Annotated in this window: 16 protein-coding genes and 1 pseudogene; 8 read left to right on the plus strand and 9 right to left on the minus strand. The window is 74.3% G+C overall.

Annotation, left to right across the window (positions count from 1 at the left end; translation table 11 throughout):
• The first annotated feature begins 478 nt into the window (after positions 1-478).
• The 4 genes from ACH4J0_RS12940 (at position 479) to ACH4J0_RS12955 (ending at position 7,200) form a co-directional block, all read left to right on the plus strand.
• Complete coding sequence (locus tag ACH4J0_RS12940; protein ID WP_396239260.1) at positions 479-2,515, plus strand: PEP/pyruvate-binding domain-containing protein; 2,037 nt, start codon at positions 479-481, stop codon at positions 2,513-2,515.
• Between the two features lie 139 nt (positions 2,516-2,654).
• Positions 2,655-4,010, plus strand: coding sequence for an acetyl-CoA carboxylase biotin carboxylase subunit family protein (locus tag ACH4J0_RS12945; protein WP_396239262.1), 1,356 nt, complete (start codon positions 2,655-2,657; stop codon positions 4,008-4,010).
• Positions 4,011-4,147: 137 nt separating this feature from the next.
• On the plus strand, positions 4,148-5,278 hold the full coding sequence (locus ACH4J0_RS12950) for a nucleotide disphospho-sugar-binding domain-containing protein (protein WP_396239264.1): 1,131 nt from the start codon (positions 4,148-4,150) through the stop codon (positions 5,276-5,278).
• A gap of 251 nt (positions 5,279-5,529) precedes the next feature.
• Positions 5,530-7,200 (plus strand): serine/threonine-protein kinase, encoded by a 1,671-nt coding sequence (locus ACH4J0_RS12955; RefSeq protein ID WP_396239266.1) that lies wholly within the window; start codon positions 5,530-5,532, stop codon positions 7,198-7,200.
• Here the strand turns inward: ACH4J0_RS12955 and ACH4J0_RS12960 are convergent, their stop codons facing one another.
• The gene (locus ACH4J0_RS12960) at positions 7,201-7,425 is read right to left on the minus strand and encodes a hypothetical protein (RefSeq protein WP_396239268.1); all 225 of its coding nucleotides are present in this window, start codon (positions 7,423-7,425) and stop codon (positions 7,201-7,203) included.
• A gap of 50 nt (positions 7,426-7,475) precedes the next feature.
• A complete protein-coding gene (locus ACH4J0_RS12965; RefSeq protein WP_396239270.1) occupies positions 7,476-7,889 on the minus strand; it encodes a Fur family transcriptional regulator in 414 nt (137 codons plus the stop codon).
• Positions 7,890-8,101: 212 nt separating this feature from the next.
• Here ACH4J0_RS12965 and katG point away from each other — a divergent pair, with 212 nt between their 5' ends.
• Positions 8,102-10,318 (plus strand): catalase/peroxidase HPI, encoded by a 2,217-nt coding sequence (katG, locus tag ACH4J0_RS12970; protein WP_396239272.1) that lies wholly within the window; start codon positions 8,102-8,104, stop codon positions 10,316-10,318.
• Positions 10,319-10,393: 75 nt separating this feature from the next.
• Here katG and ACH4J0_RS12975 read toward each other — a convergent pair whose 3' ends face one another.
• Positions 10,394-11,080, minus strand: a complete 687-nt coding sequence (locus tag ACH4J0_RS12975) for a response regulator (protein ID WP_396239274.1) — start codon at positions 11,078-11,080, stop codon at positions 10,394-10,396.
• Positions 11,077-12,333 carry a sensor histidine kinase gene (locus ACH4J0_RS12980; protein WP_396239276.1) on the minus strand — a complete coding sequence of 419 codons (1,257 nt, stop codon included), beginning with the start codon at positions 12,331-12,333 and terminating at the stop codon, positions 11,077-11,079. Before ACH4J0_RS12980 ends, ACH4J0_RS12975 begins: the two co-directional genes overlap by 4 nt.
• Positions 12,334-12,511: 178 nt before the next feature.
• Between ACH4J0_RS12980 and ACH4J0_RS12985 the strand changes: the two genes are divergently transcribed.
• Entirely contained in the window at positions 12,512-14,098 is a 1,587-nt protein-coding gene (locus ACH4J0_RS12985) for an FtsX-like permease family protein (RefSeq protein WP_396239278.1), read from the plus strand.
• 55 nt (positions 14,099-14,153) lie between these two features.
• On the opposite strand, the gene ACH4J0_RS12990 is transcribed toward ACH4J0_RS12985, so the two are convergent.
• On the minus strand, positions 14,154-14,684 hold the full coding sequence (locus ACH4J0_RS12990) for a hypothetical protein (protein WP_396239280.1): 531 nt from the start codon (positions 14,682-14,684) through the stop codon (positions 14,154-14,156).
• 346 nt (positions 14,685-15,030) lie between these two features.
• Here ACH4J0_RS12990 and ACH4J0_RS12995 point away from each other — a divergent pair, with 346 nt between their 5' ends.
• Positions 15,031-15,210 (plus strand): hypothetical protein, encoded by a 180-nt coding sequence (locus ACH4J0_RS12995; protein ID WP_030279901.1) that lies wholly within the window; start codon positions 15,031-15,033, stop codon positions 15,208-15,210.
• Between the two features lie 200 nt (positions 15,211-15,410).
• Entirely contained in the window at positions 15,411-18,608 is a 3,198-nt protein-coding gene (locus tag ACH4J0_RS13000; protein WP_396239282.1) for a type 2 lanthipeptide synthetase LanM family protein, read from the plus strand.
• A gap of 48 nt (positions 18,609-18,656) precedes the next feature.
• Here ACH4J0_RS13000 and ACH4J0_RS13005 read toward each other — a convergent pair whose 3' ends face one another.
• From ACH4J0_RS13005 to ACH4J0_RS13020, 4 genes and pseudogenes are all read right to left on the minus strand, one after another.
• Positions 18,657-18,914 carry a pyrroline-5-carboxylate reductase dimerization domain-containing protein gene (locus ACH4J0_RS13005; RefSeq protein WP_396239285.1) on the minus strand — a complete coding sequence of 86 codons (258 nt, stop codon included), beginning with the start codon at positions 18,912-18,914 and terminating at the stop codon, positions 18,657-18,659.
• A 217-nt stretch (positions 18,915-19,131) separates the two neighbouring features.
• Positions 19,132-19,425: pseudogene (locus tag ACH4J0_RS13010) on the minus strand (NAD(P)-binding domain-containing protein); the annotation flags it as partial.
• 192 nt (positions 19,426-19,617) lie between these two features.
• Complete coding sequence (locus tag ACH4J0_RS13015; protein WP_396239287.1) at positions 19,618-20,607, minus strand: JmjC domain-containing protein; 990 nt, start codon at positions 20,605-20,607, stop codon at positions 19,618-19,620.
• 83 nt (positions 20,608-20,690) lie between these two features.
• Positions 20,691-21,650: a cytochrome P450 gene (locus tag ACH4J0_RS13020; RefSeq protein ID WP_396239290.1), complete on the minus strand. Its 960-nt coding sequence runs from the start codon at positions 21,648-21,650 to the stop codon at positions 20,691-20,693.
• Between the last annotated feature and the right edge of the window lie 235 nt (positions 21,651-21,885).

The raw sequence follows: 21,885 nt of genomic DNA on the forward strand, positions 1-21,885 counted from the left end.
CCGGGCGACGGCCCCGCTCCGCCCGATTCCGGCCGAGCTGCCCGGTCCGGAGCTCGCCTCCGACGAGCCACCGGGACGGCTGGTCCCGAACGTCCGGAACGGGTTGAAGGAACCGCGCATTCGTTGGGCACCGGGCCGCCGCAACCCCGCAGGTCCGGCGTTTCGGCGCTGAACATGACAGATAATCAACCGAGGTGGATCTTCCCGCGAGATCGTACGAGAATCAACATTTCAAGCGCATTTCGAGCTATTTGATCAACCGGATCCCTTTATTGTGTGATCTTTGCCACGGCATGACCTGGCCCGAAGGTTCCACTGTGGCGGTGGTTAATCTGGCCGAAACACTCCGCAGTGGCCTGATGTCGTCTGATCATTCGTCAGAAGTTCGGACTTGATGGCAGTGTGTCTGTAGCCGTACCACCTTCTGACCTGGTGCACACCGATCGTGTCCACGATGACGAATGGCTGAACTGTGCGCATGACCCGTTCGGATCGCGACGAAGCGACCACGCGGCCCCGCCTTACCGGCGAAAAGCTCACCACCCAGGAGTTCTCCCAGCTCGCCGGCACGGTCGGCGGCTACCCCTATGTGAAAATCGTGCTCGACCGAGCCGAGTCGGTCCTCCACTTCATCGACAGTGCGGACGGCATGCTCCACGTCCGCTACATCGCGTGCGAGATACTCGGCATGTCGATCGACGAACTCGCCCGCGGGCTCGATTCGTTCAATGACGATGTTTACCGGAATCCCGACCGCCGTTTCTATCTCGGCACCCTCGCCCTGCACACCCGCCACGGTGCGGACACGCAAGACCCGGACGGCCGGGCAGCCGGTGCGTTCCTGTCCCTGGAGACGGTCGACGTCGACACCATGGACCGGGACATGCTGCGCTCCTTCTACCACCGGGTGCGCGACCACATCGACCCGTCGCTGCCGCTGGTCCTCAAACCGGCCAACCACCGGCAGGAGGAGTACGTCGCGGACATCCCGGAGAGTGAGATACCCCGCGTCCTGTCCCACGAGCTGTACTCGACGGCCGCGTTCGTGCCGCTGAACGCCGGTGAGGCGTACGGGCGGCTGCGGGTGTACTCCTCCCAGGAGGAGTACCGGGCGGACGGCGAGCCGCTGGCGTGGCACGACATCGTGGTCATGCCCAGGGTGCCGGAGGACATCCCCCGGGTGGCCGGCATCATCCACACCGAGCACACCACCCCGCTCTCGCACATCAACGTGATGGCCTCCGGGTGGCGGATCCCCAACGCCGTGGGCATCGGCGCCGCCCAGCGGATCGACCGGGACGGGCTGGCCGGCCGCTGGGTCCGCTACCGGGTCGAGGCCGGTGGCACCGACCTCCATCTGGAGGCCGCACCGCCGCGCCCGGCGGGCGACCGGCCGGCGCCGGCACCGCGGGCCGAACGCGTCACCGTGGACCCGCCCGACCTGATGCCCACCCCGATCACGCCGTTGACCGGGCTGCGGGCCGGCGACCACGTCCGGTTCGGCACCAAGGCGGCCAACCTCGGCGAGCTCACCCACCTGCTGCAGCACGGGTCCCCGCGCTGGCTCGGCTTCTACCGCGTGCCGCGGCCTCCCCGGGACAACCTGATGCGCTACCTCGCCCGGCAACTCGGCCTCCCCGAGGACGCCGACGACGTCGAGCTGACGGCCGCCGCGCAGCGGCTGGTGAAGGAGTACGCCCAGGTGCCGCGCGGGATCGTGCTGCCGTTCTCCCTGCAGCAGCGCTTCCTCGACTCCTCCGCGGAGCTCCGGGACGTCCTCGACCGGCTCGACGCCTCGCTCCGGGACGGCACGGCGGACACGAGCGGGCTCTGCCGGGAGGCCCAGCGGTTGATCCGCACCACCCCGTTGCCCGACGCGTCCCGCGCCGAGCTCGACCGGGCCCTCGACCTGCACCTCTACGGCGCACCGGTGCTGGTCGTCCGCAGCTCCTCCAACGCCGAGGACCTGCCAGGCTTCTCCGCCGCCGGGCTCTACGAGTCGGTGGCGCACGTCAGCGGCACGGACGCGGTCGTCGACGCCGTCCGGGAGGTCTGGGCCTCGCTGCTGTCGCCGCGCGCCGTACTGCTGCGGCAGCAGGCCGGCATCCCGCTGGACCGCTGCCGGATGGGCGTGGTCGTGCAGGAGCAGGTCGGCGCCACCGTCGGCGGTGTCCTGGTCACCTGCGACCCGCTGAGTCCGCGGGACTTCCGCAGCGTCTACCTCAACATCTCGCCGCGCTCGGTGACCGAGGTGGTCAACGGTGAGGGCGCCCCGCTCCAGTACCTCTGCAACACCATGGAGGGCGGCAGCCGTACGGTCTCGCTGGGCGCCGCCGCCACCGACCTGGACGCCGGGACCAAGGCCCTCGTGGGCCGACTGGCCCTGATCAGCCGGCTGCTGCAGTCGCACTTCTCGCCCGACGAGAGCTACGCGGCCCCGGTCGACGTCGAGTGGGCGATCGAGGACGAGCGGATCAGCCTGCTCCAGCTGCGCCCCTTCCGCACCGCCGGCTGACACCGGCCGCGCGCGACGGCACGGCCGCGCGCGTCGCTGCCGTGCGGCGCCCGCCCGGCCGCGTGCCACCGCACCGGCCGGGCGCGCCCCGGAGCCGAACGCGCCCCGAACCGACCGAACTTCCCCAGGAGACAGCACCGTGAACCGGATCCTGTACGTCTACGTCAAGGGCGGAGCCCCGCTCGACTACGCCTTCCCGCGCATCGCCGCCTGCGGGGAACTGCACGTCCTCGCGCTGGCGCCGCTGCCCACCACCGCCGAGGAGCTCTGGCGGCCCAGCTGCACCAGCATCGAGACGGTCAGCGACGCGCCACGCGGAGACGAGCTGGTCGAGCTGATCGTCGAGTACGCGAAGTCCATCGGAGCCGACGCGGTGCTGACGCTCTCGGAGTTCGCGGTGCTCGCCGTCGCGCACGCCGCGCGCCGGCTCGGCCTGGCCGGCGCCGGCGAGGGGATCATCCGGGCCCGCGACAAGCGGTTGATGCGGGAGGCGTGGGCCGCCGCCGGGGTGCCGGTCCCCGGGTTCCGCCGGGTCGACAGCCTTGCGGACCTCGACGCCGCCCTGGCCGGGTTCACGCCCCCGCTGCTGCTCAAGCCGGCCTGGGGCGCGGGCTCGGTCGCCCAGATCGTGCTGGAGTCGGCCGCGGACGCCGCCCCGGCCTGGGAGGAGATCGAGCGCGGACTCCGGGCCGGCAGCCGGGTCGGCATGAACGAGCTCTACGCGCCGGACACCGACCGGGACCGGCTGGTCGAGGAGATCGCCCAGGGCTCCACCGAGGGCTGGTACGAGCAGCCCGGCTACGGCGACTACGTGAGCGTGGAGGGGATCGTCGCGGACGGCGTCTACCGCCCGCTGGCCATCACCGCCAAGCTGCCGACCGTGCCGTCCTTCGTCGAGGTGGCCAGCACCTCGCCCTCCGTCATGGCGGTGCCCCTGCAGCGCCGGATCGAGGAGGTCTCGCGGCAGGCCGTCGACGCGCTCGGGCTGGAGAACTGCGGCACCCACACCGAGCTCAAGCTGATGGCGAACGGCGAGCTGGTGGTCATCGAGACCGCGGCCCGGTTCGGCGGACTGCTGACGACCAGGCAGGTCCAGGAGGTGTTCGGGCTCGACCCGATCGGCATGCTGGTCCGGCAGTTGCTGGGCGAGCGGGTCGACTACCCCGCGGCCATGCTCACCGAAGGACTCCGGGCCGCCGCCTCGGTGGCCGTCGTTCCGGCCGATGCCGCCGGGGTGCCGTGGCGGACCAGTCCGGTCTGGAACCCCGAGGCCGTGGACTGGCAGAGCATGCTCTCCCCGGGCAGCACCATCGAGGCCGTCCCCGCCTTCGCCATGCCGGCCGGCCGACCGGTGCCCGCCTTCGATCCGTCCGCGGGCTCACGCAACTGGCTCGGGGTCTACCTGCTGGGCGCCGTCGACGCCGACACCCTGCAACGCGACTGCACCGCGGTGCTGAACGGCCTGGAGGCCGCCCTGCACCGCGCCGCCGGCTGACCGGCCGCCCCCTGCGGGCCGATCCGCCGTTCTGCGGGCCGGCCTCGCCGCTCCCACCGGCCGGCCTGCGGTTCCCACCGGCCGGCCCCGCCGGTCCCACCGGCTGACCCTCCCACCGGACTTCCGAGGTTTCTTCGATGCGCGTACTCTTCGCCGGCGCCCCCGGCGTCGGACACCTCTTCCCGCTGGTCCCGCTGGCCAGGGCGATGCGCGAGCTCGGCCACGAGGTCGCGGTGGCCTCGATGGACGGGGGCGAGCCGGTCGCCGAGTCCGGGCTGCCGTACCTGCCGCTGGCCGAGGGCGTGGACTGGCGCCGCGAGATCCGTGAGGCAGGCCGCACCGAGCGGCCCGACCTGATGCGACGGGTCGTCGAGACCAACGCGGCCGACCGGGAGGCCTTCGTCCCGCTGGCCGCCCACGTCAACAGCCGGGTCGCCGACGCCGCCGTCGAACTCGCCGCGCGGTGGCGGCCCGACCTCGTCGTGTACGAGTACCTGTTCCCGGTGGCCCTCCTCGCGGCGTCCGCCCTGGGCGTTCCCGCGGTCCAGCACGACCTGGGCTTCGTCCGCACGCCCGGCCTGCGCGCCCTGATGCTCGCCGAGATGGCGGACGCCTTCGCCCGGCACGGCGTCGACCCGCTGCCCGAACCGGCCGCCACCCTCGACCTCGCCCCGCCGAGCATGGCCGGGCCCGAGCCGTACGGCCACACGCTGCGTCCCGTCGGCTACAACGGCGAGGGCTCCCTCCCCGAGCCCCTGGCCGCGTCCGGCCACCGTCCGCGGGTGGCCGTGACGCTGGGCACCGTACCGCCCAAGACCGACGGCCTGACCAGGATCGAGCGGGTGATCGCGGCGGCCGCCGAGGTCGACGCCGACTTCGTCCTGGCCACCGGCGAACTCGACCTCGCCACCCTCGGCACCCTGCCGGACAACGTCCACGCGTACGGCTGGGTGCCCTGGCGGGCCCTGCTCGACACCTGCGCCGCCGCGATCCACCACGGCGGCAGCGGCACCGCGCTCGCCGCCCTGGACGCGGGCGTCCCGCAACTCGCCCTGCCCGACGGCTCCGACCGCTTCATCAACGCTCACGCGGTCCGCGACCGGGGCGCCGGCCTGAGCGCGGGCGCCGAGGAGATCGGCCCCGCCCTGCTGGACCGCCTGCTCACCGACCCCGCGTTGGCCCGGACGGCCCGCGAGGTCAGCGTCGAGATCGCGGAGATGCCCGACCCGGCCGCGGTGGCGCAACGGCTGACGGGCCTGGCGGGCTGAGGTCCGGGGCGGGGCCGGCGCCCCGTGAGGAACCGGGGGCGGACCACGTCCGACCGGGCGGACCGGTCGTCCACCCGGACCCTCCGCGCCCGGAAGCCCTCGCGCGCCGCCCACGCGCGGTCTGCCGACGGAGCGTCACAACTTCCCGACAACAAGGATCTTGTACCGTCCTGACCCGGCGCGGACGGGTGTACGGTCGTCCCCGGGCCGGCCGGGAAGAGGGGCCGGCGGGGCGGGGAGGGAAGCAGGGGATGGAGCCACTGGAGCCGGACGATCCGCGGCAGGTCGGCGAGTACCGGGTGCTGCGGAGGTTGGGCGCGGGCGGCATGGGCCGGGTGTACCTGGGGCGTACGGCCGGGGGCCGGACGGTCGCCCTCAAGGTGATCCGCCGGGAGCTGGCCGAGGACGGTGAGTTCCGGGCCCGGTTCCGGCAGGAGGTCCAGGCGGCCCGGCTGGTCGGCGGCCGCTGGACCGCGCCGGTGCTGGACGCGGACACCGAGGGCCGCCACCCGTGGGTCGCCACCGGTTACGTCGCCGGTCCGGCGCTGGGCGCGGCCGTGCGGGAGTTCGGGCCGCTTCCGGTCGACTCGGTGCGCCTGCTGGGCGTCGGGCTGGCGGAGGCACTCGCGGCGGTGCACGCGCTCGGCCTGTTGCACCGGGACGTCAAGCCGTCCAACGTACTGCTCGCTCCGGACGGCCCGCGGCTGATCGACTTCGGCATCACCCGGGCCCTGGACGCCACCAGCGCGCTCACCCGCTCCGGCTCGGTGATCGGTTCGCCGGGGTACATGTCGCCGGAGCAGGCCCGGGGGACGGCCGTGGGCCCGCCGTCCGACGTCTTCTCGCTGGGCGCCGTGCTGGCGTACGCGGCGACCGGTGAGGCGCCCTTCGGGGAGGGCCTCGGCGTGCAGGCGCTGCTCTACCGGGTGGCCCACGAGGAACCGGAGTTGACCGGCCTGGACCCGCAGCTGCACGCCGTCGTGGCGGCCTGCCTTGCCAAGGACCCGGCGCGTCGGCCGGGGCCGCGGGAACTGGCCGAGCGGCTCGACGCGGCCGGCGCCGGCATGGCCCGGCCGGGCGGCGGGGCCTGGCTGCCCGCGGGCCTGTCGGCGGCGGTGAGCCGACGGGCGGTGGAGGTGATCGACCTGGACCACGTGCCCGAGCCGCCCCTCCCGGGCCAGGCGCCGCCGCCCACTGCGGCCGCGACCGCCGTGGGCGCACCGACCGGGGCCTTCGGCGCCCCGACCGCCCCTTACACGGCTCCGCCGACCCCGCCCCGGGCCCCGGCCCCTTGGTTTCCACCGTCGTCCGCGGCGCCGGAGACCCAGCCGTCCGTCCCGCGAGCGCGACGCCGCTGGCCCGCAGCGCTCGGAGCATCGGTGCTGGTGGCCGCCATCGCGGTCGGGGCCACCCTGTGGCTGTCGAAGTCCGACGCCACGTCGACGGACGGCCAGCCACCCCCGACCGGTCAGCCGGCGCAGGCGGGCGCCGGGGCGGTCGCACCGAGCACGCCGGCCCAGCGGAACGCCACCCCGGCCGCCAGTACCCCGCCCGCCACCACCCCGCCCGCCGCCCCGTCCCCGGCCGGATCGATTCCGCAGGGATACCTCGGTTCGTGGTCGGGCGTCCTGACCGAGCCGGGCGTCTACGGCTCGCTCACCTACCGGGTCGTCCTGAAGCAGGGACAGGTGGACCAGATCGTCGCCACCGCCGAGTCCATCTTCCCCGGCGGCCTGACCTGCACCGGGACCGACTACCTGGAATCGGTGACCGGCACCGAGATCGTGCTCAAGATCTCGGCCCTGCAGGGCGGCACCGCGTGCACCCCTGACTCGGCGCCGCGGGTGTACTCGCTGAACCCGGACGGAACCCTCCACCTGGAGGTCCGCGGCGGCTCCGGGACCCTGACCCGCACCCACTGATCAACGGGCGCACCGGGCGGTCCATCGCAGGAAGCCCGGCGCGAGCAGCGCGAGGCCAGCGCCCGGCCCGTACACCACGGCGGCCCCGGCCCCGGCCCCGGCCCCAGCCCCGGCTCCGGCTCCGGCTCCGAGCGTCGCGCCCCACAGCAGGACCGAGAGCCCGACGAGCGGCGCGACGTGCACCCGCGGACCCGCCAGCCGGGCCAGCGGCCGGAGCGCGGCCAACACCGGCACGCTGTACGCGTGGACCCGGGCCGCCCCGGGAACGGGAACGGTCAGCCCGTGCAGGACGGGCAGAGCCCCCGGTAGGTGACGTCGGCCCCCGAGACGGTGAAGCCGAAGCGCTGCTCGGCCGGGAGGGCGGCGAGCGGGTCGCCGACGGGGTGGACGTCGCGGATGGCGCCGCAGCCGGTGCAGACCAGGTGCTGGTGCGCGTGGTGCGCGTTGGGGTCGTAGCGCTTGGCGCGCCCGTCCGTGGACACCTCGATGACCTCGCCGAGGGTGACCAGCTCGCCGAGGGTGTTGTAGACCGTCGCGCGGGAGATCTCCGGCAGGCGGTCGGCCGCGCGGGCGTGCACCTCGTCGGCGGTCAGGTGCACGTGCTCGCCGTCCAGGACCTCGGCCACGACGCGCCGCTGGGAAGTGAGGCGCCAGCCGCGCTCGCGCAGCCGCTCCAGCAGGTCACTCATAACGGTTTCACCTATTCAGGTCATGGGGAGGACCGGAGTTTACCAATCGACATCCACTGGGGTCGGTTTCCCGACCGGATACGGGTTTGGTGGCTTTCTTGACTTGGATTCCGTCCATCGTAGGATCGGCTCCGGCGCTAGCCTGGGCAATAGCAGAAGGTGCCGTAGGTAGCAGAAAGACACCGTGATCCGCCTTGTAGGGAAGGATTCCCATGTCTGAGAACCACGATGCAACCGGCGTAGAGGCGAGCGCGGGCGGCTGCCCGGTCAACCACGGGCGCGCGCTCCACCCCACGCAGGGCGGCGGGAACCGCCAGTGGTGGCCGGAGCGGCTGAACCTGAAGATCCTGGCCAAGAACCCCGCCGTCGCCAACCCGTACGGCGCGGACTTCGACTACGCCGCGGCGTTCAACGCCCTCGACCTCCCGGCCGTCAAGAGGGACATCCAGGAGGTACTCACCACCTCGCAGGACTGGTGGCCGGCCGATTTCGGCTACTACGGCCCCTTCATGATCCGCATGGCCTGGCACAGCGCCGGCACCTACCGGATCAGTGACGGCCGCGGTGGCGCAGGCGGCGGCCAGCAGCGCTTCGCGCCGCTCAACAGCTGGCCCGACAACGCCAGCCTGGACAAGGCCCGCCGACTGCTCTGGCCGGTGAAGAAGAAGTACGGGCGCAGCCTGTCCTGGGCCGACCTGATCGTGCTGGCCGGCAACGTCGCCCTGGAGGGCATGGGCTTCGAGACCTTCGGCTTCGGCGGCGGCCGGGTCGACGAGTGGGAGCCGGACGAGGACGTCTACTGGGGCCCGGAGACCACCTGGCTCGGTGACGAGCGCTACACCGGCGACCGCGAGCTGGAGAGCCCGCTGGCCGCCGTCCAGATGGGCCTGATCTACGTCAACCCCGAGGGCCCCAACGGCAATCCGGACCCGATCGCCGCTGCCCGCGACATCCGCGAGACCTTCTACCGGATGGCGATGAACGACGAGGAGACCGTCGCGCTGATCGCCGGCGGCCACACCTTCGGCAAGACCCACGGCGCCGGCCCGGCGGACCACGTCGGCCCGGACCCGGAGGACGCGCCGATGGAGCAGATGGGCCTCGGCTGGAAGAGCGGCTACGGCACCGGCGTCGGCGGCGACGCGATCACCAGCGGCCTGGAGGGCATCTGGACCGCCACCCCGACCACCTGGGACAACAGCTTCTTCGAGACGCTGTTCGGCTACGAGTGGGAGCTCACCAAGAGCCCGGCCGGCGCCCACCAGTGGAAGCCGAAGGACGGCGCCGGCGAGGGCACCGTGCCGGACGCCCACGACCCGGACAAGCGGCACACCCCGATCATGCTCACCACCGACCTGTCGCTGCGCTTCGACCCGGTGTACGGGCCGATCTCCCGGCGCTTCCTGGAGAACCCGGCGGAGTTCGCCGACGCCTTCGCCCGTGCCTGGTACAAGCTGACCCACCGCGACATGGGCCCGGTGGTGCGCTACCTCGGCCCCGAGGTCCCGAGCGAGCAGCTGCTCTGGCAGGACCCGCTGCCGGCCGTCTCGTACCAGCCGATCGGCGCGGCGGACGTCGCCGACCTCAAGCGGCGGATCGCCGCCACCGGCCTTTCGGTCTCCGAGCTGGTCTCCACCGCCTGGGCCGCCGCCTCCTCCTACCGCAACAGCGACAAGCGCGGCGGCGCCAACGGCGGCCGGATCCGGCTGCAGCCGCAGGCCGGCTGGGAGGTCAACGAGCCGGACCGGCTGGCCGGGGTGCTGCGGGCCCTGGAGGGCGTGCAGCGGGAGTTCAACGCGCAGGCCGGCGGCAAGCAGGTCTCGCTGGCCGACCTGGTGGTGCTGGCCGGCGGCGTCGGCATCGAGCAGGCGGCCAAGGCGGCCGGCCTGGCCGTCGAGGTGCCGTTCGCGCCCGGCCGGGTGGACGCGACGCAGGAGCAGACCGACACCGAGTCCTTCGCCGCGCTGGAGCCCAAGGCGGACGGCTTCCGCAACTGGGTCGGCAAGGGCAACCGGCTGCCGGCCGAGTTCCTGCTGCTCGACAAGGCCAACCTGCTGGGCCTCAGCGCGCCCGAACTGACCGTTCTGGTCGGCGGACTGCGCGTGCTCGGCGCCAACCACCAGCAGTCCGCGCACGGTGTGCTGACCGAGACCCCGGGCGTGCTGACGAACGACTTCTTCGTCAACCTGCTGGACCTGGGCACCACGTGGAAGTCCACCTCCGAGGACGCCCACACCTTCGAGGGGCGGGACGCCTCGGGCCAGGTCAGGTGGACCGGGACCCGGGCCGACCTGGTGTTCGGCTCCAACTCCGAACTGCGCGCCGTCGCCGAGGTGTACGCGGCCGACGACGCCAAGGAGAAGTTCGTGGAGGACTTCGTCGCGGCCTGGGTCAAGGTCATGAACGCGGACCGCTTCGACCTGGTGTGACGCGGTAGGCGTGGCCGGGAGCCCGGGGGTGCGAACCCCCGGGCTCCCGGTCGTCGTCACGGCGTTCCCGGGCCCCTACGGAGCGCCGGGCGTCCCCACGCTCACCAGCCCGGTCTCGTACGCCGCGACCACCACCTGGGCCCGGTCCCGCAGTCCCAACTTGCCCAGGATCCGGGCCACATGGGTCTTCACCGTCGCCTCCGACAGCTGTAGCCGGGCGGCCAGCTCGGTGTTGCTGAGGCCACGGGCGAGCAGCGACATCACCTCCAGCTCGCGCGGGGTGAGGGTGGCCAGTTCCCGGTGCGGGGCGGCCGCCTCCGGGGCGGCCGGGCGGGCGAAGCGCTCGACCAGGCGCCGGGTGATCGCGGGGGCGAGCAGCGCGTCGCCGGTACGGACCAGCCGGACGGCGGCGGCCAGGTGCTCCGGGGTGACGTCCTTGAGCAGGAAGCCGCTGGCCCCGGCGGCCATCGCGGCGTAGACGTAGTGGTCCAGGTCGAAGGTGGTCAGCATGATGATCCGGGGCGCGTCCTTCGAACCGCCGGCGAGGATCCGCCGAGTGGCCTCCAGCCCGTCCAGGCCGGGCATCCGGATGTCCATCAGCACGAGGTCCGGTCTGCTCCGGCGGACGGCGGCGACGGCCTGCTCGCCGTCCTCGGCCTCGGCGACCACCTCGATCCCCTCGGACTCCAGGATCAGCCGGAACCCGATCCGGACCAGCGCCTGGTCATCGGCGACCACCACGCGCAACGGCTTCTCGTTCATCGACTCTCCAGCGGTATCGAGGCCGTGACGCGGTAGCCGCCGCGCGGCCGGGGGCCGGTGTGCAGGCTGCCGCCGTAGACGGCGAGGCGTTCGCGCAGCCCGAGCAGGCCGCGTCCGTCGCCGGTGGCGGCGGCGCCGGTGGGGCGGCCACCGGTGTCGGTGACCTCCACCTCCAGGTGGCCGGGGGCGTAGTCGACGGTCACCGAGGCCTCGGCGCCGCCCGCGTGCTTGACGGTGTTGGTCAGTGCCTCCTGGACGACCCGGTAGGCGGCGAGCTCGACCCCGGGCGGGACGGCCCGCTGCTCCCCGCGCACGGTCAGCTCCACCGGCAGTCCGGCCCGGCGGACGCCCTCGACCAGGGCGTCGAGCCGGCCGAGACCGGGCTGCGGACTGAGGTCGGCACTCGCCGCCGGGTCGCCCCCGGTCTCCGAGTCGATGGTCAACAGCCCCATCACGTGCCGCAGTTCCGTCATCGCGGCGCGCCCGCCGGACTCCACCGCGGCCATCGCCTCCCGGGCCTTGTCCGGGGCGGTGTCCAGGATCTTGCGGGCGGCCCCGGCCTGGATCGTCATCATGCTCACGTTGTGGGTGACGACGTCGTGCAACTCCCGGGCGATGCGCGCCCGTTCGAGTTCCACCGCGCGCTCCAGCGCGGCCGGCTGCTCGCGCTCCAGGGCGGACAGCCGCTGCCGCCCCTCCTCCACCCGGCGGCGCCACATCCGCAGTTCGTAGGCGACCGCGAGCACGGGCACCAGGACGAACACGGCGACCACCGCGTTGGGGAAGTGCGGCAGCAGGGCGTGGTCGAAGAGCACCACGAGCGTCGCGGTGGCGGCCGCCAGGCTCAGCAGCACGGGGGCGAGGCGGCGCCCGTACGCGGCCGCGCCGTAGGCGGCGACGATCACCACCACGCCCTCCCAGTACGCGATGTCCTTGTGCTGCGACCGCACCAGCAGCGCGGCCGGCAGCACCGCCCACAGCACCGCCAGCGGGTGGCGCCGCCGCAGCACCAGCGGCAGCGGGACGAGCGGCACCAGCAGCAACAGCCCGTGCCAGGTGGTGCCCTGCGGTCCGGCCGCGCCGGCGGTGTGGTTGCTGCCCGCGACGGTGGCGTAGCGGGCGCAGGTGAAGGAGAGGAACAGGGCCAGGGCCAGGTCGAAGGCCTGGCCGCGCCGGGTCAGCGGCCGGAGCGGGGGAGCGGGGCTGCCCGCTGCGCCGCCGAGCAGCCGTTGCACTGCGGGGTGGTTGATCACCGGGACATTGTGGCGGTCGGCCCTCGCCCGGGACAGCCCCGCGCTCGGCGGCAGCCCGTACACCGGGTGACTACGTCGCAAGGATGACACCGCGTCGGATACGCCGGAGGCGGTACGGAACCTGCCGTCCTCGGCGGACGCGGGGGCGTGCCGTCCGCCGGTACCTTCCCTGCTCGGCATGGCGATGTCGGTGCTGGTGGCGGGCAACGTGGTGGCCGGCGCGGTCGGCACCGCGACCCGGCGGATCGGCGTGCTCAAGGCGATCGGTTGCACCCCCGCCCAGGTGGTGCGCGCCTACGTCGCACAGGCGGTGGTGCCGGCCACGATCGGGACCCTGCTGGGGGTGGTGCTCGGCAACGTGCTGACCGTCCCGGTGCTCGCCACCGCCGGGAGCCTCTACGGCACCAACGCCTCCGGCATCGCGCCCCGGGTGGACGCCGCCGTGGTCGGCGGAACGCTGGCCGCCGTCGCCCTGGTCGCCTGGGCCGCCGCCGCCCGCGCCGGACGGCTGTGCACCGTGGACGTGCTGGCCGTCGGCCGTACGGCGAGCGGCACCCGGCGCGACGCCGTCGCCCGCCGGGTCGCCGCGCAGGCCGCCCGGCTGCCGCTGCCCCGGCCGCTGAGCCTCGGCCTGGCCCAGCCCTTCGTCCGCCCGGCCCGCGCCGCCGGGATGCTGGCGGCGGTGCTGTTCGGCACCACGGCGGCGGTCTTCGCGGTCGGCATGGGCGGCACCATGAGCTGGGTGCAGGAGGCCAAGAACCACGACGACTCGGACGTCCTCGTGCACCCCCAGCGGGTTCCCGGGCCGCTCGCCCGGGCGCTCCCCACGGCCGGGCCGGTCGAGGCCGACCCGGCCGCGGTCACCGCCGCCCTGGCCGCCCAGCCGGGCACCGCAGCCTCCTACGGCGTCGGCGTGGCGGACGTCACCGTGCCCGGGGTCGCCGGGGACACCCGGGTGACCGCCTTCGACGGCGACTCCTCCTGGGCCGGCTACCGGATGGTCTCCGGCCGCTGGTACCGGGGCCCGGGCGAGGCGGTCGCGCCCGTCACCTTCCTGACCGAGGCCTCGGTCGGGCTCGGCGACCAGGTGACCTTCACGACCCACGGTCGGCCGGTCACCGTCCGGATCGTCGGCGAGGTCTTCGACCCCCACGTGCAGACCAACGAGCTGCTGACCGACGCCGCGACCTTCCCGGCCGACACGGCCCCGAAGCCGGACACCTGGTTCGTCAAACTGAAGCCCGGTACCGACCACGCCGCCTACGCCACGGCCCTCCGCGGCGCGATCGCCTCGCTGCACCTGGCCGCCGAGGCCGACCCGGGGCACAGCTCCAGCGACTCGATCGCGGCCCTGAACTCGCTCACCGCCACCCTGACGGTGCTGTTGATCGTGGTCGCCGGGCTCGGGGTGTTCAACACCGTCGTCCTGGAGATCCGCGAACGCACCCGGGACATGGGCGTCACCAAGGCGCTCGGCATGACCCCGGCGCAGACCGTGGGCGTGGTGCTGGCCTCGGTGCTGCTGGTCGGAGCGGTCGGCGGCGCGATCGGCCTGCCGGCGGGACTGCTCCTGCACGGCCTGACGGTGCCAGCGATGGCCCACAGCGCCGGGCTCGACTTCCCGCCGTCCGCCCTGGACGTCTTCGGCACGCCGACGCTCGTCCTGCTCGGCCTCGGCGGGGTGCTGATCGCCCTGCTCGGCGCCCTGCTCCCGGCCGTCCGGGCCGCGCGGGCGCGGACGGTGGACGCGCTGCGGGCGGAGTGAGACCGGCGGACGGGGCGAGCCGGGGCGCGGGGTGAGCCGGAGGACGGGGCGAGGCTCAGGCCTCCTCGCGCTCCTCGGCACTCCTGCCCTCGGCGTTCTCGTCCTCGGCCTTCTTCTCGGCCGCCCGGACCTGCTCGGTGAAGGTGTGCTCGTCGATCCGCTCGACCGCCGCCCCGTGCTTGGCGGCCAGCCCGTCCGCCGGGTCGGGCGAGGCCTCCCGGACGTCCAGGGCGAGCAGCGCCCCGCCGTCCGGGACCCGCGGCGAGAGCACGATCAACGCGGCGCCGGCCTCCGAGGCGTACCGCTCCTCGGCCACGTTGCCCAGCGCGGCGCCGGCCGCGAAGCCCAGCAGCACCCCGACCGGCCCGCCGAGCAGCCCCACCAGCCCGCCCAGCACACCGGAGCCGACGGTGGCCACTCCGGCGCCCCGGGTGAAGGTGTCCCGCACCTCCAGCACACCGTCGGAGCCGCGCTCCAGGGCCGCCACCGCGTGCAGGCCCGGCAGGTGCTGCGCCTCGTCGAAGGCGTAGCGCGAGGCGGTGGTGTCGGGGAAGGTCAGCAGGACGAGGTTGCGCTGCTCGCTCATCGCACTCCGATCGGGCGGGGGTGGCGGGGTCTCCATCCTGACCCCTGGGTGCGGACGGCTGCCACCGGAACCACTGGTTCAAACCACCGGCGCGGTTCACCTCGGATCCACCGCCCGTATTCCGGCCAGGTGTGGGATCGCCGGAACGATCGGACGGCGGTCCGCGGCGGGCCGGCACGGGGCGCGGCCTGGGGGAACGGGGGCGGGGCGGTCGGGCGGGCGCTAGTTCGGTCCTGGCCGAAACAAGGACCGGTGGTGCGCATGCCTATGGTGTGCCGCCGGGAAGCGCTGCCAAGATCCGGAACCGGCACACCCGTGCCAGACCCGAACGCTTGGAGGAGGCAGCATGCAGCCCACGGCTGAGCAGGTTCGCGCACTCAAGGACGAGGACTTCCGGCTCACCCTCGGCCAGGGCCACCAGGTCCACCCGGCCGGGGAGCTCGCGGACGAGCTCTACGTCACCGCCGCGGTGCTGAACAGCACCTGTGACGGCTGGTCCAGCTGCGGTCGCGTCTGCAGCTACTGATTCCGGGTTCGGCGCGTGCCCCGGTCCGGTCGTACGACCGGACCGGGGCACGCGACGGACGGGGTGCCCGACGCCGCTCCGTGCGACGGTGCCGAGCAGACGGCACGACCGGAGCGACCAGTCGAACCAGAGCGACCGGTCCAGCCGGTCCAACCGGCGTGACCAGTGCAACCGCGCATCAAGAGAGGCAGTACCGCCCCGTGGCCGACGCGTCCGAACTCCTGCGGGCCGCCGCCCGAGCCGTCCCGCTGAACGCCCGCGGCCGGGCACCGGAAGGGTTCCACCCGGAAGGCGCCGGCGACCCGGAGCGGGCCGACCGTGCCGACCGCGCCGCCCGGAAGCTGGAACGCTGGCGCACCCAGGCGCCGTTCGACCGGGCCGACTGGTTCGCGCGCCGCCTCGCGTCCGACGCCCTCGACCCGGACGCCGTGCTCGCCCTCCTCGCCGAGCACCCCGACGCGCTCGCCGCCCGCCTGGGCACCCACCCGTGGGCCGAGCGGCTCGCCGTCGCGTTCGACGGGCCGGCCACCCTGGACGTCCCCGAGGAGCACGAGTTCGCCCGGCTCGTCGCCCCGCTGCTCGCCGCCGCCCGCGACCGTCTGTGCGCCGGACTCGCGGCCCTGGACACCCCGTCCCTCGGCACCCCCGAAGAGCTGGCCGCGCACGCCCTGCCCGCGCTCACCGCCACCGCCCACGGGATGGCCACCCGCACCGTCATCACCGAACTCCATGTGGCCAGGCTCAGCGGCGAGTTGACCGCCGACACCCCCGAGCGGCGCTACCGCGACTTCCTCGACCGGCTCACCCGGCCCGAGCAGGCGCTTCGGCTCCTCGCCGAGTACCCGGTCCTGGCCCTGCGGCTCACCACCCTCGCCGAACAGTGGACGAGCACCACCCTCACCCTGTTCCGGCGCCTCGCCGCGGACCTGCCCGCCCTCGCCCGCACCTTCGCCGACGGCCGCCCGCTCGGCCGGCTCACCGAACTCGCCACCGGCCTCGGCGACCCGCACCGCGGCGGCGCCACGGTCAGCTCGCTGCGCTTCGAGCACGGCGTCCGACTGGTCTACAAGCCGCGGCCGCTCGGTGCCGAGGCCCACTTCCAGCAGCTCCTGCACTGGCTCAACCCCCGCCTGCGGCTGCCCCTGCGCGACCTCGCCCACCTGGCCGACGACGGCTACGGCTGGGTCGCCCACGTCACTGCCGAACCGGCGTCCGATGAGGGCGAGTTGAGCGACTTCTACCACCGGGCCGGCGTCCTCGCCGCGGTGATGTACGTCCTCGACGCGGTCGACTGCCACGCCCAGAACCTGCTGGCCGTCCGGGACCAGCCCGTCCTCATCGACCTGGAGGCCATCCTCCACCCGGACCTCCACGAGCCCGCCAAGGACCTGTCCGAATCCGAGCGGCTCGCCCGCCACCAGGCCCGGCACTCGGTGCTGCGTTCCGGCCTGCTCCCCGAACGCATGTGGGACGAGGGCAACGGCGGCGCCGACATCTCCGCCCTCGGCTGGGACCCGGCCGACCTCCCGCCCCGGCCCGTGCCCGTCCTGGTCAACCAGGGGACGGACGAACTCCGGCTGGAGTACCGGCGGGTGCCGGTCGAAGCCCCTGGCAGCCGGCCCGTGCCGGCCGGGCAACCGCTGCGACCGGCCGACCACCTGGCGGAGCTGGAGGCCGGCTTCACCGAGGCCTACCGGCTGCTCGCCGCCGACAAGCCGCAACTCCGCACGCTGATCGGCGCCTTCGCGGCCGACGAGACCCGGCTGCTGCGCCGCGACACCTTCGAGTACCGCACCCTGCTCAACACCGCCTGCCACCCCGACCTGCTCCGCGACGCCCTCGACCAGGACCGTCACCTCGACCGGCTCTGGGCACTGGTCGGCTGGGAGGAGCAGGCGCTCGCCTTCGTCGAACACGAGCGTGCCGACCTCTGGCGCGGCGACGTGCCCGTCTTCACCATCCGCCCCGACAGCGTCGACGCCCGCTCGTCCACCGGTGCACTGATCCCGGGCGTCACCGACCGGCCCGCCCTCGAACTCGCGCTCGCCAAGGCGGACGCCCTCGGCGAGGAGGACCTCGCCCGCCAACTCCAGCTGCTGCGGCTCTCGGTGACGACGGCGGACGGGGCCCGGGAACCGGCCCGGGCGGTCGCCACCGCCCGGCCCGACGCAGCCGCCGAACCGGCGCAGGACACCGGGCCCGCCCTGGCGGCCCGCGCCCTCGCCAAGGCCGTCGAAGCCGGTGAACAGCTGCTCCGCGAGGCCTACCGCGGCAGCGCCGACCTCGCCTGGGCCGGCCCCAACTGGGCCCCGCCCGGTCGCTGGGCCCCCGCCGAACTCGGCCCGGACCTGTACAGCGGCACCGCGGGCGTCGTCCTCTTCCTCCACCAGCTCGCCCTGGCCACCGACGAACCCGCGCACCGGCGAGCCGCCCGCGCCGCAGAAGTGACGCTGCGTCGGCAAGTCCGGCGGCGCGCCGACCGGCTCGGCGGCGGACTGTCCGGCACCGGCGGGGTGCTGTACGCGCTCGCCCAGTGCGCGGCCCACCACCCCGACCCCGAACTCGACTCGCTCGGCGCCCTCGTGCTCGAGCGCGTCACCGCCACCGCCGCCGAGGACACCCAGTACGACCTGCTGGCCGGAAGCGCCGGCACCATCGGCGGCCTGCTCGCCTGGGAGGCGGTCCGCCCCGGTCCCGTCGTCGCCGACGCGCTGGCGGCCTGCGCCGAACGGCTCGTCCGGGCCGCCACGCCGCACCCCGGAGGCGGCACCGGTTGGCTGCCCGCATCCCTCGCCGAGAGCGCGAGCCGCCCGCTGGCCGGCTTCGCCCACGGCGGCTCCGGCATCGCCTGGGCCCTGGCCCGTGCCGGACACCGCCTCGGCGACCCCCGCCTTCCCCAACTGGCCCTCGCCGCCGTGGAATACGAGCGGACCCTGTTCGACGCAACCGCCGCCAACTGGCGCGACGTCCGTGAGGACGACGGCGCCCCCTCCTTCCCCGCGCTGTGGTGCCACGGTGCCTCGGGCATCGCCCTGGCCCGTACCGCCCTCGCGGAACTCCTCCCTGAGGAGCGCGAGTTGCTCCTCGCCGAACGCGACACCGCCCTCGACACCGTCCTGCGGGAGGGCTTCGGTCACAACTCCTCACTCTGCCACGGTGATCTCGGCAACCTGGAGTCGCTCCACCTCGCCGGCGGCACCTGGCAGGCCGCCGCCCGGCGCCAGGCCCACGCCGCCCTGGACACCCTCGACGCCCGGGGCTGGGCCTGCGGCCTGCCGCACGGGGTCCACAGCCCCTCCCTGATGGTCGGCCTGGCCGGCATCGGCCACGGCCTGCTCCGCCTCGCGGCCCCCGACACCACCCCCGCCGTCCTGGTCCTCGAACCACCGAAGCACTGATCCGCCCCGGGCTCGGCAGGTCGGCCGGTCGGCCCGCGTGCCGCGAGGTCAGTGCGGGTGCCGGCCGGACCGCTCGTTGTCCTGCGTCGCCTGGAAAGCGGCACGCCATGCCGACACGAGGCCGTCGCGGGCGGCCTCGATCCCGGCGGCGGTGTTGCCGCCGGGAACCGCGACGCGGTCGACCACATCGGACAAGGAGGCGCCGCCGCCGACCAGGAGGCCCGCCGCCGCCAGGCCGCACATGGCGAGCTGCTCCGCCATCTCCTGCGGCAACGGGGCTTGCCGCAGGCGCTGGGCCTCGGCCATCGCCGCTGCGGCCCTGCTCCTCGGTGATGACGAACGGGGTGGAGAACGTCCGCAGCAGCGCCAGGAGGTTCTCGGTCGCGGACTCGGTCATGCCGGGCCCGGGCACCAGGAGCGTCGCGCCGGCGCCGATCTCGTTGCCCGCGCTGGGGATCAGCTTGGCCACCGGTCCCGGCACCGCCTCGGCCAGAGCGGCCAACGGCTGCCGGTTGCTGATGGTGACCACGATGTGGTCGGCGGTCAGCCGCGGGCGCAGGTCGTCGAGCACGACGGGCAGGGCCGCCTGCGGCGTGCACAGGACGATCAGTGCCGCGGAGTCGGGCAGTTCCCGCAACGGCGCGATCCGCGCTCCGGGGACGACCTGCTCGAACCGCGCGATGCTCGAAGCGGAGCGCCCGGCGGCGTGGAGACGGCCCGGCCCGACGGCCCGGCCGAACGCCGCCGCCAACGTCCGGCCCATGCGGCCCAAGCCGACGATCCCCACCGTTGCGAGCTCACTCATGGCCGCAAGCATCGCAGACCCGGATCACCCCTGATCGGCCGCGGGGCACCTCGCTCGCCAGGAGCCCGGGGCGGACGGTTGAACACCGGCCACAGGGTGTGGTGGCCGGTCCACTTGGAAGACCGCATGCCGAGGAGTCTCTCCCCCTCGCGCCCGGACCGCCGTTGTCCGGGCACCGCCGGGCGACCGACCGCCCGAAAGCGGTCAGTGCCCGGTACGGGCCGCGGCGCGCAGCCTGCGCCAGGTGCGGCCGACGGAGCCCGGGGCGGGGCTGTCGTCCGCCCAGTTCCGGGCCGTTCCGGCGAAGGTGTCCGGGCTCGTCGTAGCCGGTGGCCTCGGCCGGGCGGCCCGGGCGGCGCGCAGCACGTCCTCGGGGGCGAGGGTGCCCAGTCTCGCCCGCGCCTGTTCGAGCAGCGCGGCGCAGGCGTCGGCGATCGCGGGTTCGCCCAGCGGGCGGGTCGGGAGGTCCGCTCCTTCGGTGAGCAGCTGCGTCAGGGTGGTTCGCAGGTCCGGCACGGAGAGGTCGCGGACCGTCAGCGACAGGTGGCCGGAGAGGCCGCCGGCGCCCACCGCGCGGTGGGCGAAGCCGCGTGGCACGTAGAGGACGTCACCGGGGTCGAGGACCCGGTGCAGACGTTGCGGGGACCGCTCGTCGTCGGGGAGTTCGCCGAGCGACCACTCCGCCGCGGCCGGCGCGTCGTGGACGTACCAGGACTTGCGGCCGGTCACCTGGAGGACGAACACGTCGGCGTCGTCGCGGTGCACCGCGAGGCCCTGGGCACCGGCGGGGGTGAGGAAGAAGAACGCCTCGACCCGCCGGTCGAGCTCCTCGGAGAGCCGCGCGACCAGCTCGCCCGTCGGGGCGTGCCACTGGTCGACGCAGCGCAGCAGCAGCGTCGCACCGGTGCGCAGCAGGGCGAGCACCTTCGAACGGTCGGCGAAGCCGTGGTGGGGGGTGCCGTTGACCGTGCGGGAGGTGGTGAAGGCCTCGGGTGGGACGGTCACCTTGTCGGAGCGGACCATCTCCAGGTACGGAGTGCGCAGCAGCCCGCCGTCGAAGGCGGAGTCCAGCGCGTCCAGGTCGAACGGGGAGACCGGCCGCCCCGGGGTGAAGACCGCGGGCTCGCGCTGCCACTGGCGGCCGGCGAAGCTGTGGAGGTCGCCGACCCAGTCGGCGAGCGTGGGCGATTCCATGGATTGTCCCGTGCTGTCAGGGTGTTCGGTTGTGCGCGGCCGCGTCGCCGGGGTCGCCTGTACCCCTGTACCGCGTGCGCCGCTCACGCGCCGACGGAGGCTTCGAAGCGCACCGAGAGCAGCGAGCGCAGCGGCACCGGCGCGTCCTGCTGCGGGCCGCGGACGGTGAGTCCGTGGTCGAGGGCGACGGTCAGCAGGCGTTCGGCCAGCGGTACGACCAGGTGTTTGGCCCAGCAGCGGGCTCCGTCGAACCCGAACGGCATGAACCCGGGTGCCTTCTCCGGGTCGGCGACGCCCGTCCACCGTTCGGGGCGGAAGTCCAGAGGGTCCGACCAGTAGTCGGGGTGCCGGTGCATCAGGAGCGGGAGCAGCGCGACGTTGTCCTCGCGGCGGATCTCCGGGTGCAGGCCGGCGTACGCGTCGCCGCTGTTGCGGTAGAGCATCCACGCGGGCGGGAGCAGCCGCAGGGTCTCCCACAGGGCGGCGGTCAGGTCCGCAGGCCGCTCCCCGGTCGCCCGCATGAGCCACAGGGCGTTGCCCGCCAGGGCGGCCACGCCGTCGCACAGGGTGGCGGAGGCCCGCCGGTACATGGCGACGGCCTGCTTGCGGTCCAGCGGGTCGGCGGCCCCCCGGATCAGCCCGGCCAGTGCGGTGGAGCCGCCTTCCGCACCTGTGCCCGGCCAGACGGTGACGGCCCGGTCGACGAGCCGGGAGAGCGTGTCGGACCGGGTGATGCCGCGCTTGGCCAGCAGGGCGACCGGCAGGGGATCGGCGCCGAAGAGCCAGCGGCGCAGGTAGGAGGTGGGCGCGTACGGCCAGGAGCCGGACAGTCCGCGGGCCGGGGGCGGCGGCGTCCGAATGCCCGCCGTGACGTCCTGTCCGAGGGCGCGGATCGTCCGGGTGGCGCTGTCGTGCGGGATGTCGGCCCCGGCGGCGGGCTTGTAGACCGAGCGTTCCGTCGAGAGCACCGGGCGGGCCGCGACGATTTCGGCCATCAGCCGGGTGTCGGACACGCCGACCGTGGTGGCGTCGATCCGGAACACCTTCGTGTCCCGGGCCAGCAGGTCCTGAATTCGCGGGGCAAAGACGACGGAATGTCCGCGCGCCTTTTCCGGAGCGATTTCTTGCACGAGGATCCCGCCCTCCGTGGGAATAGCGATGAAAAGCGTCGCCGGGGGGGGGGGGGGGGCGGCCCCCCCCCCCCCCCCCCCCCGGGCGGGGGGGGGGGGGGGGGGGGCCCCCCCCCCCCCCCCCCCCCCGCCCCGCGGGGGGTGAGCG

It is taken from the genome of Kitasatospora sp. NPDC017646, from assembly GCF_044329365.1.
Classification (GTDB): Bacteria; Actinomycetota; Actinomycetes; order Streptomycetales; family Streptomycetaceae; genus Kitasatospora.

What these genes read in the sequence shown, in the direction of transcription:
- ACH4J0_RS12940 (WP_396239260.1), top strand. Translation starts at nt 479, where the DNA reads ATGACCCGTTCGGATCGCGACGAAGCGACCACGCGGCCCCGCCTTACC.
- ACH4J0_RS12950 (WP_396239264.1), top strand. Translation starts at nt 4,148, where the DNA reads ATGCGCGTACTCTTCGCCGGCGCCCCCGGCGTCGGACACCTCTTCCCG.
- ACH4J0_RS12955 (WP_396239266.1), top strand. Translation starts at nt 5,530, where the DNA reads ATGGAGCCACTGGAGCCGGACGATCCGCGGCAGGTCGGCGAGTACCGG.
- ACH4J0_RS12965 (WP_396239270.1), bottom strand. Translation starts at nt 7,889, where the DNA reads ATGAGTGACCTGCTGGAGCGGCTGCGCGAGCGCGGCTGGCGCCTCACT.
- katG (WP_396239272.1), top strand. Translation starts at nt 8,102, where the DNA reads ATGTCTGAGAACCACGATGCAACCGGCGTAGAGGCGAGCGCGGGCGGC.
- ACH4J0_RS12975 (WP_396239274.1), bottom strand. Translation starts at nt 11,080, where the DNA reads ATGAACGAGAAGCCGTTGCGCGTGGTGGTCGCCGATGACCAGGCGCTG.
- ACH4J0_RS12985 (WP_396239278.1), top strand. Translation starts at nt 12,512, where the DNA reads ATGGCGATGTCGGTGCTGGTGGCGGGCAACGTGGTGGCCGGCGCGGTC.
- ACH4J0_RS12990 (WP_396239280.1), bottom strand. Translation starts at nt 14,684, where the DNA reads ATGAGCGAGCAGCGCAACCTCGTCCTGCTGACCTTCCCCGACACCACC.
- ACH4J0_RS12995 (WP_030279901.1), top strand. Translation starts at nt 15,031, where the DNA reads ATGCAGCCCACGGCTGAGCAGGTTCGCGCACTCAAGGACGAGGACTTC.
- ACH4J0_RS13005 (WP_396239285.1), bottom strand. Translation starts at nt 18,914, where the DNA reads ATGGCCGAGGCCCAGCGCCTGCGGCAAGCCCCGTTGCCGCAGGAGATG.
- ACH4J0_RS13015 (WP_396239287.1), bottom strand. Translation starts at nt 20,607, where the DNA reads ATGGAATCGCCCACGCTCGCCGACTGGGTCGGCGACCTCCACAGCTTC.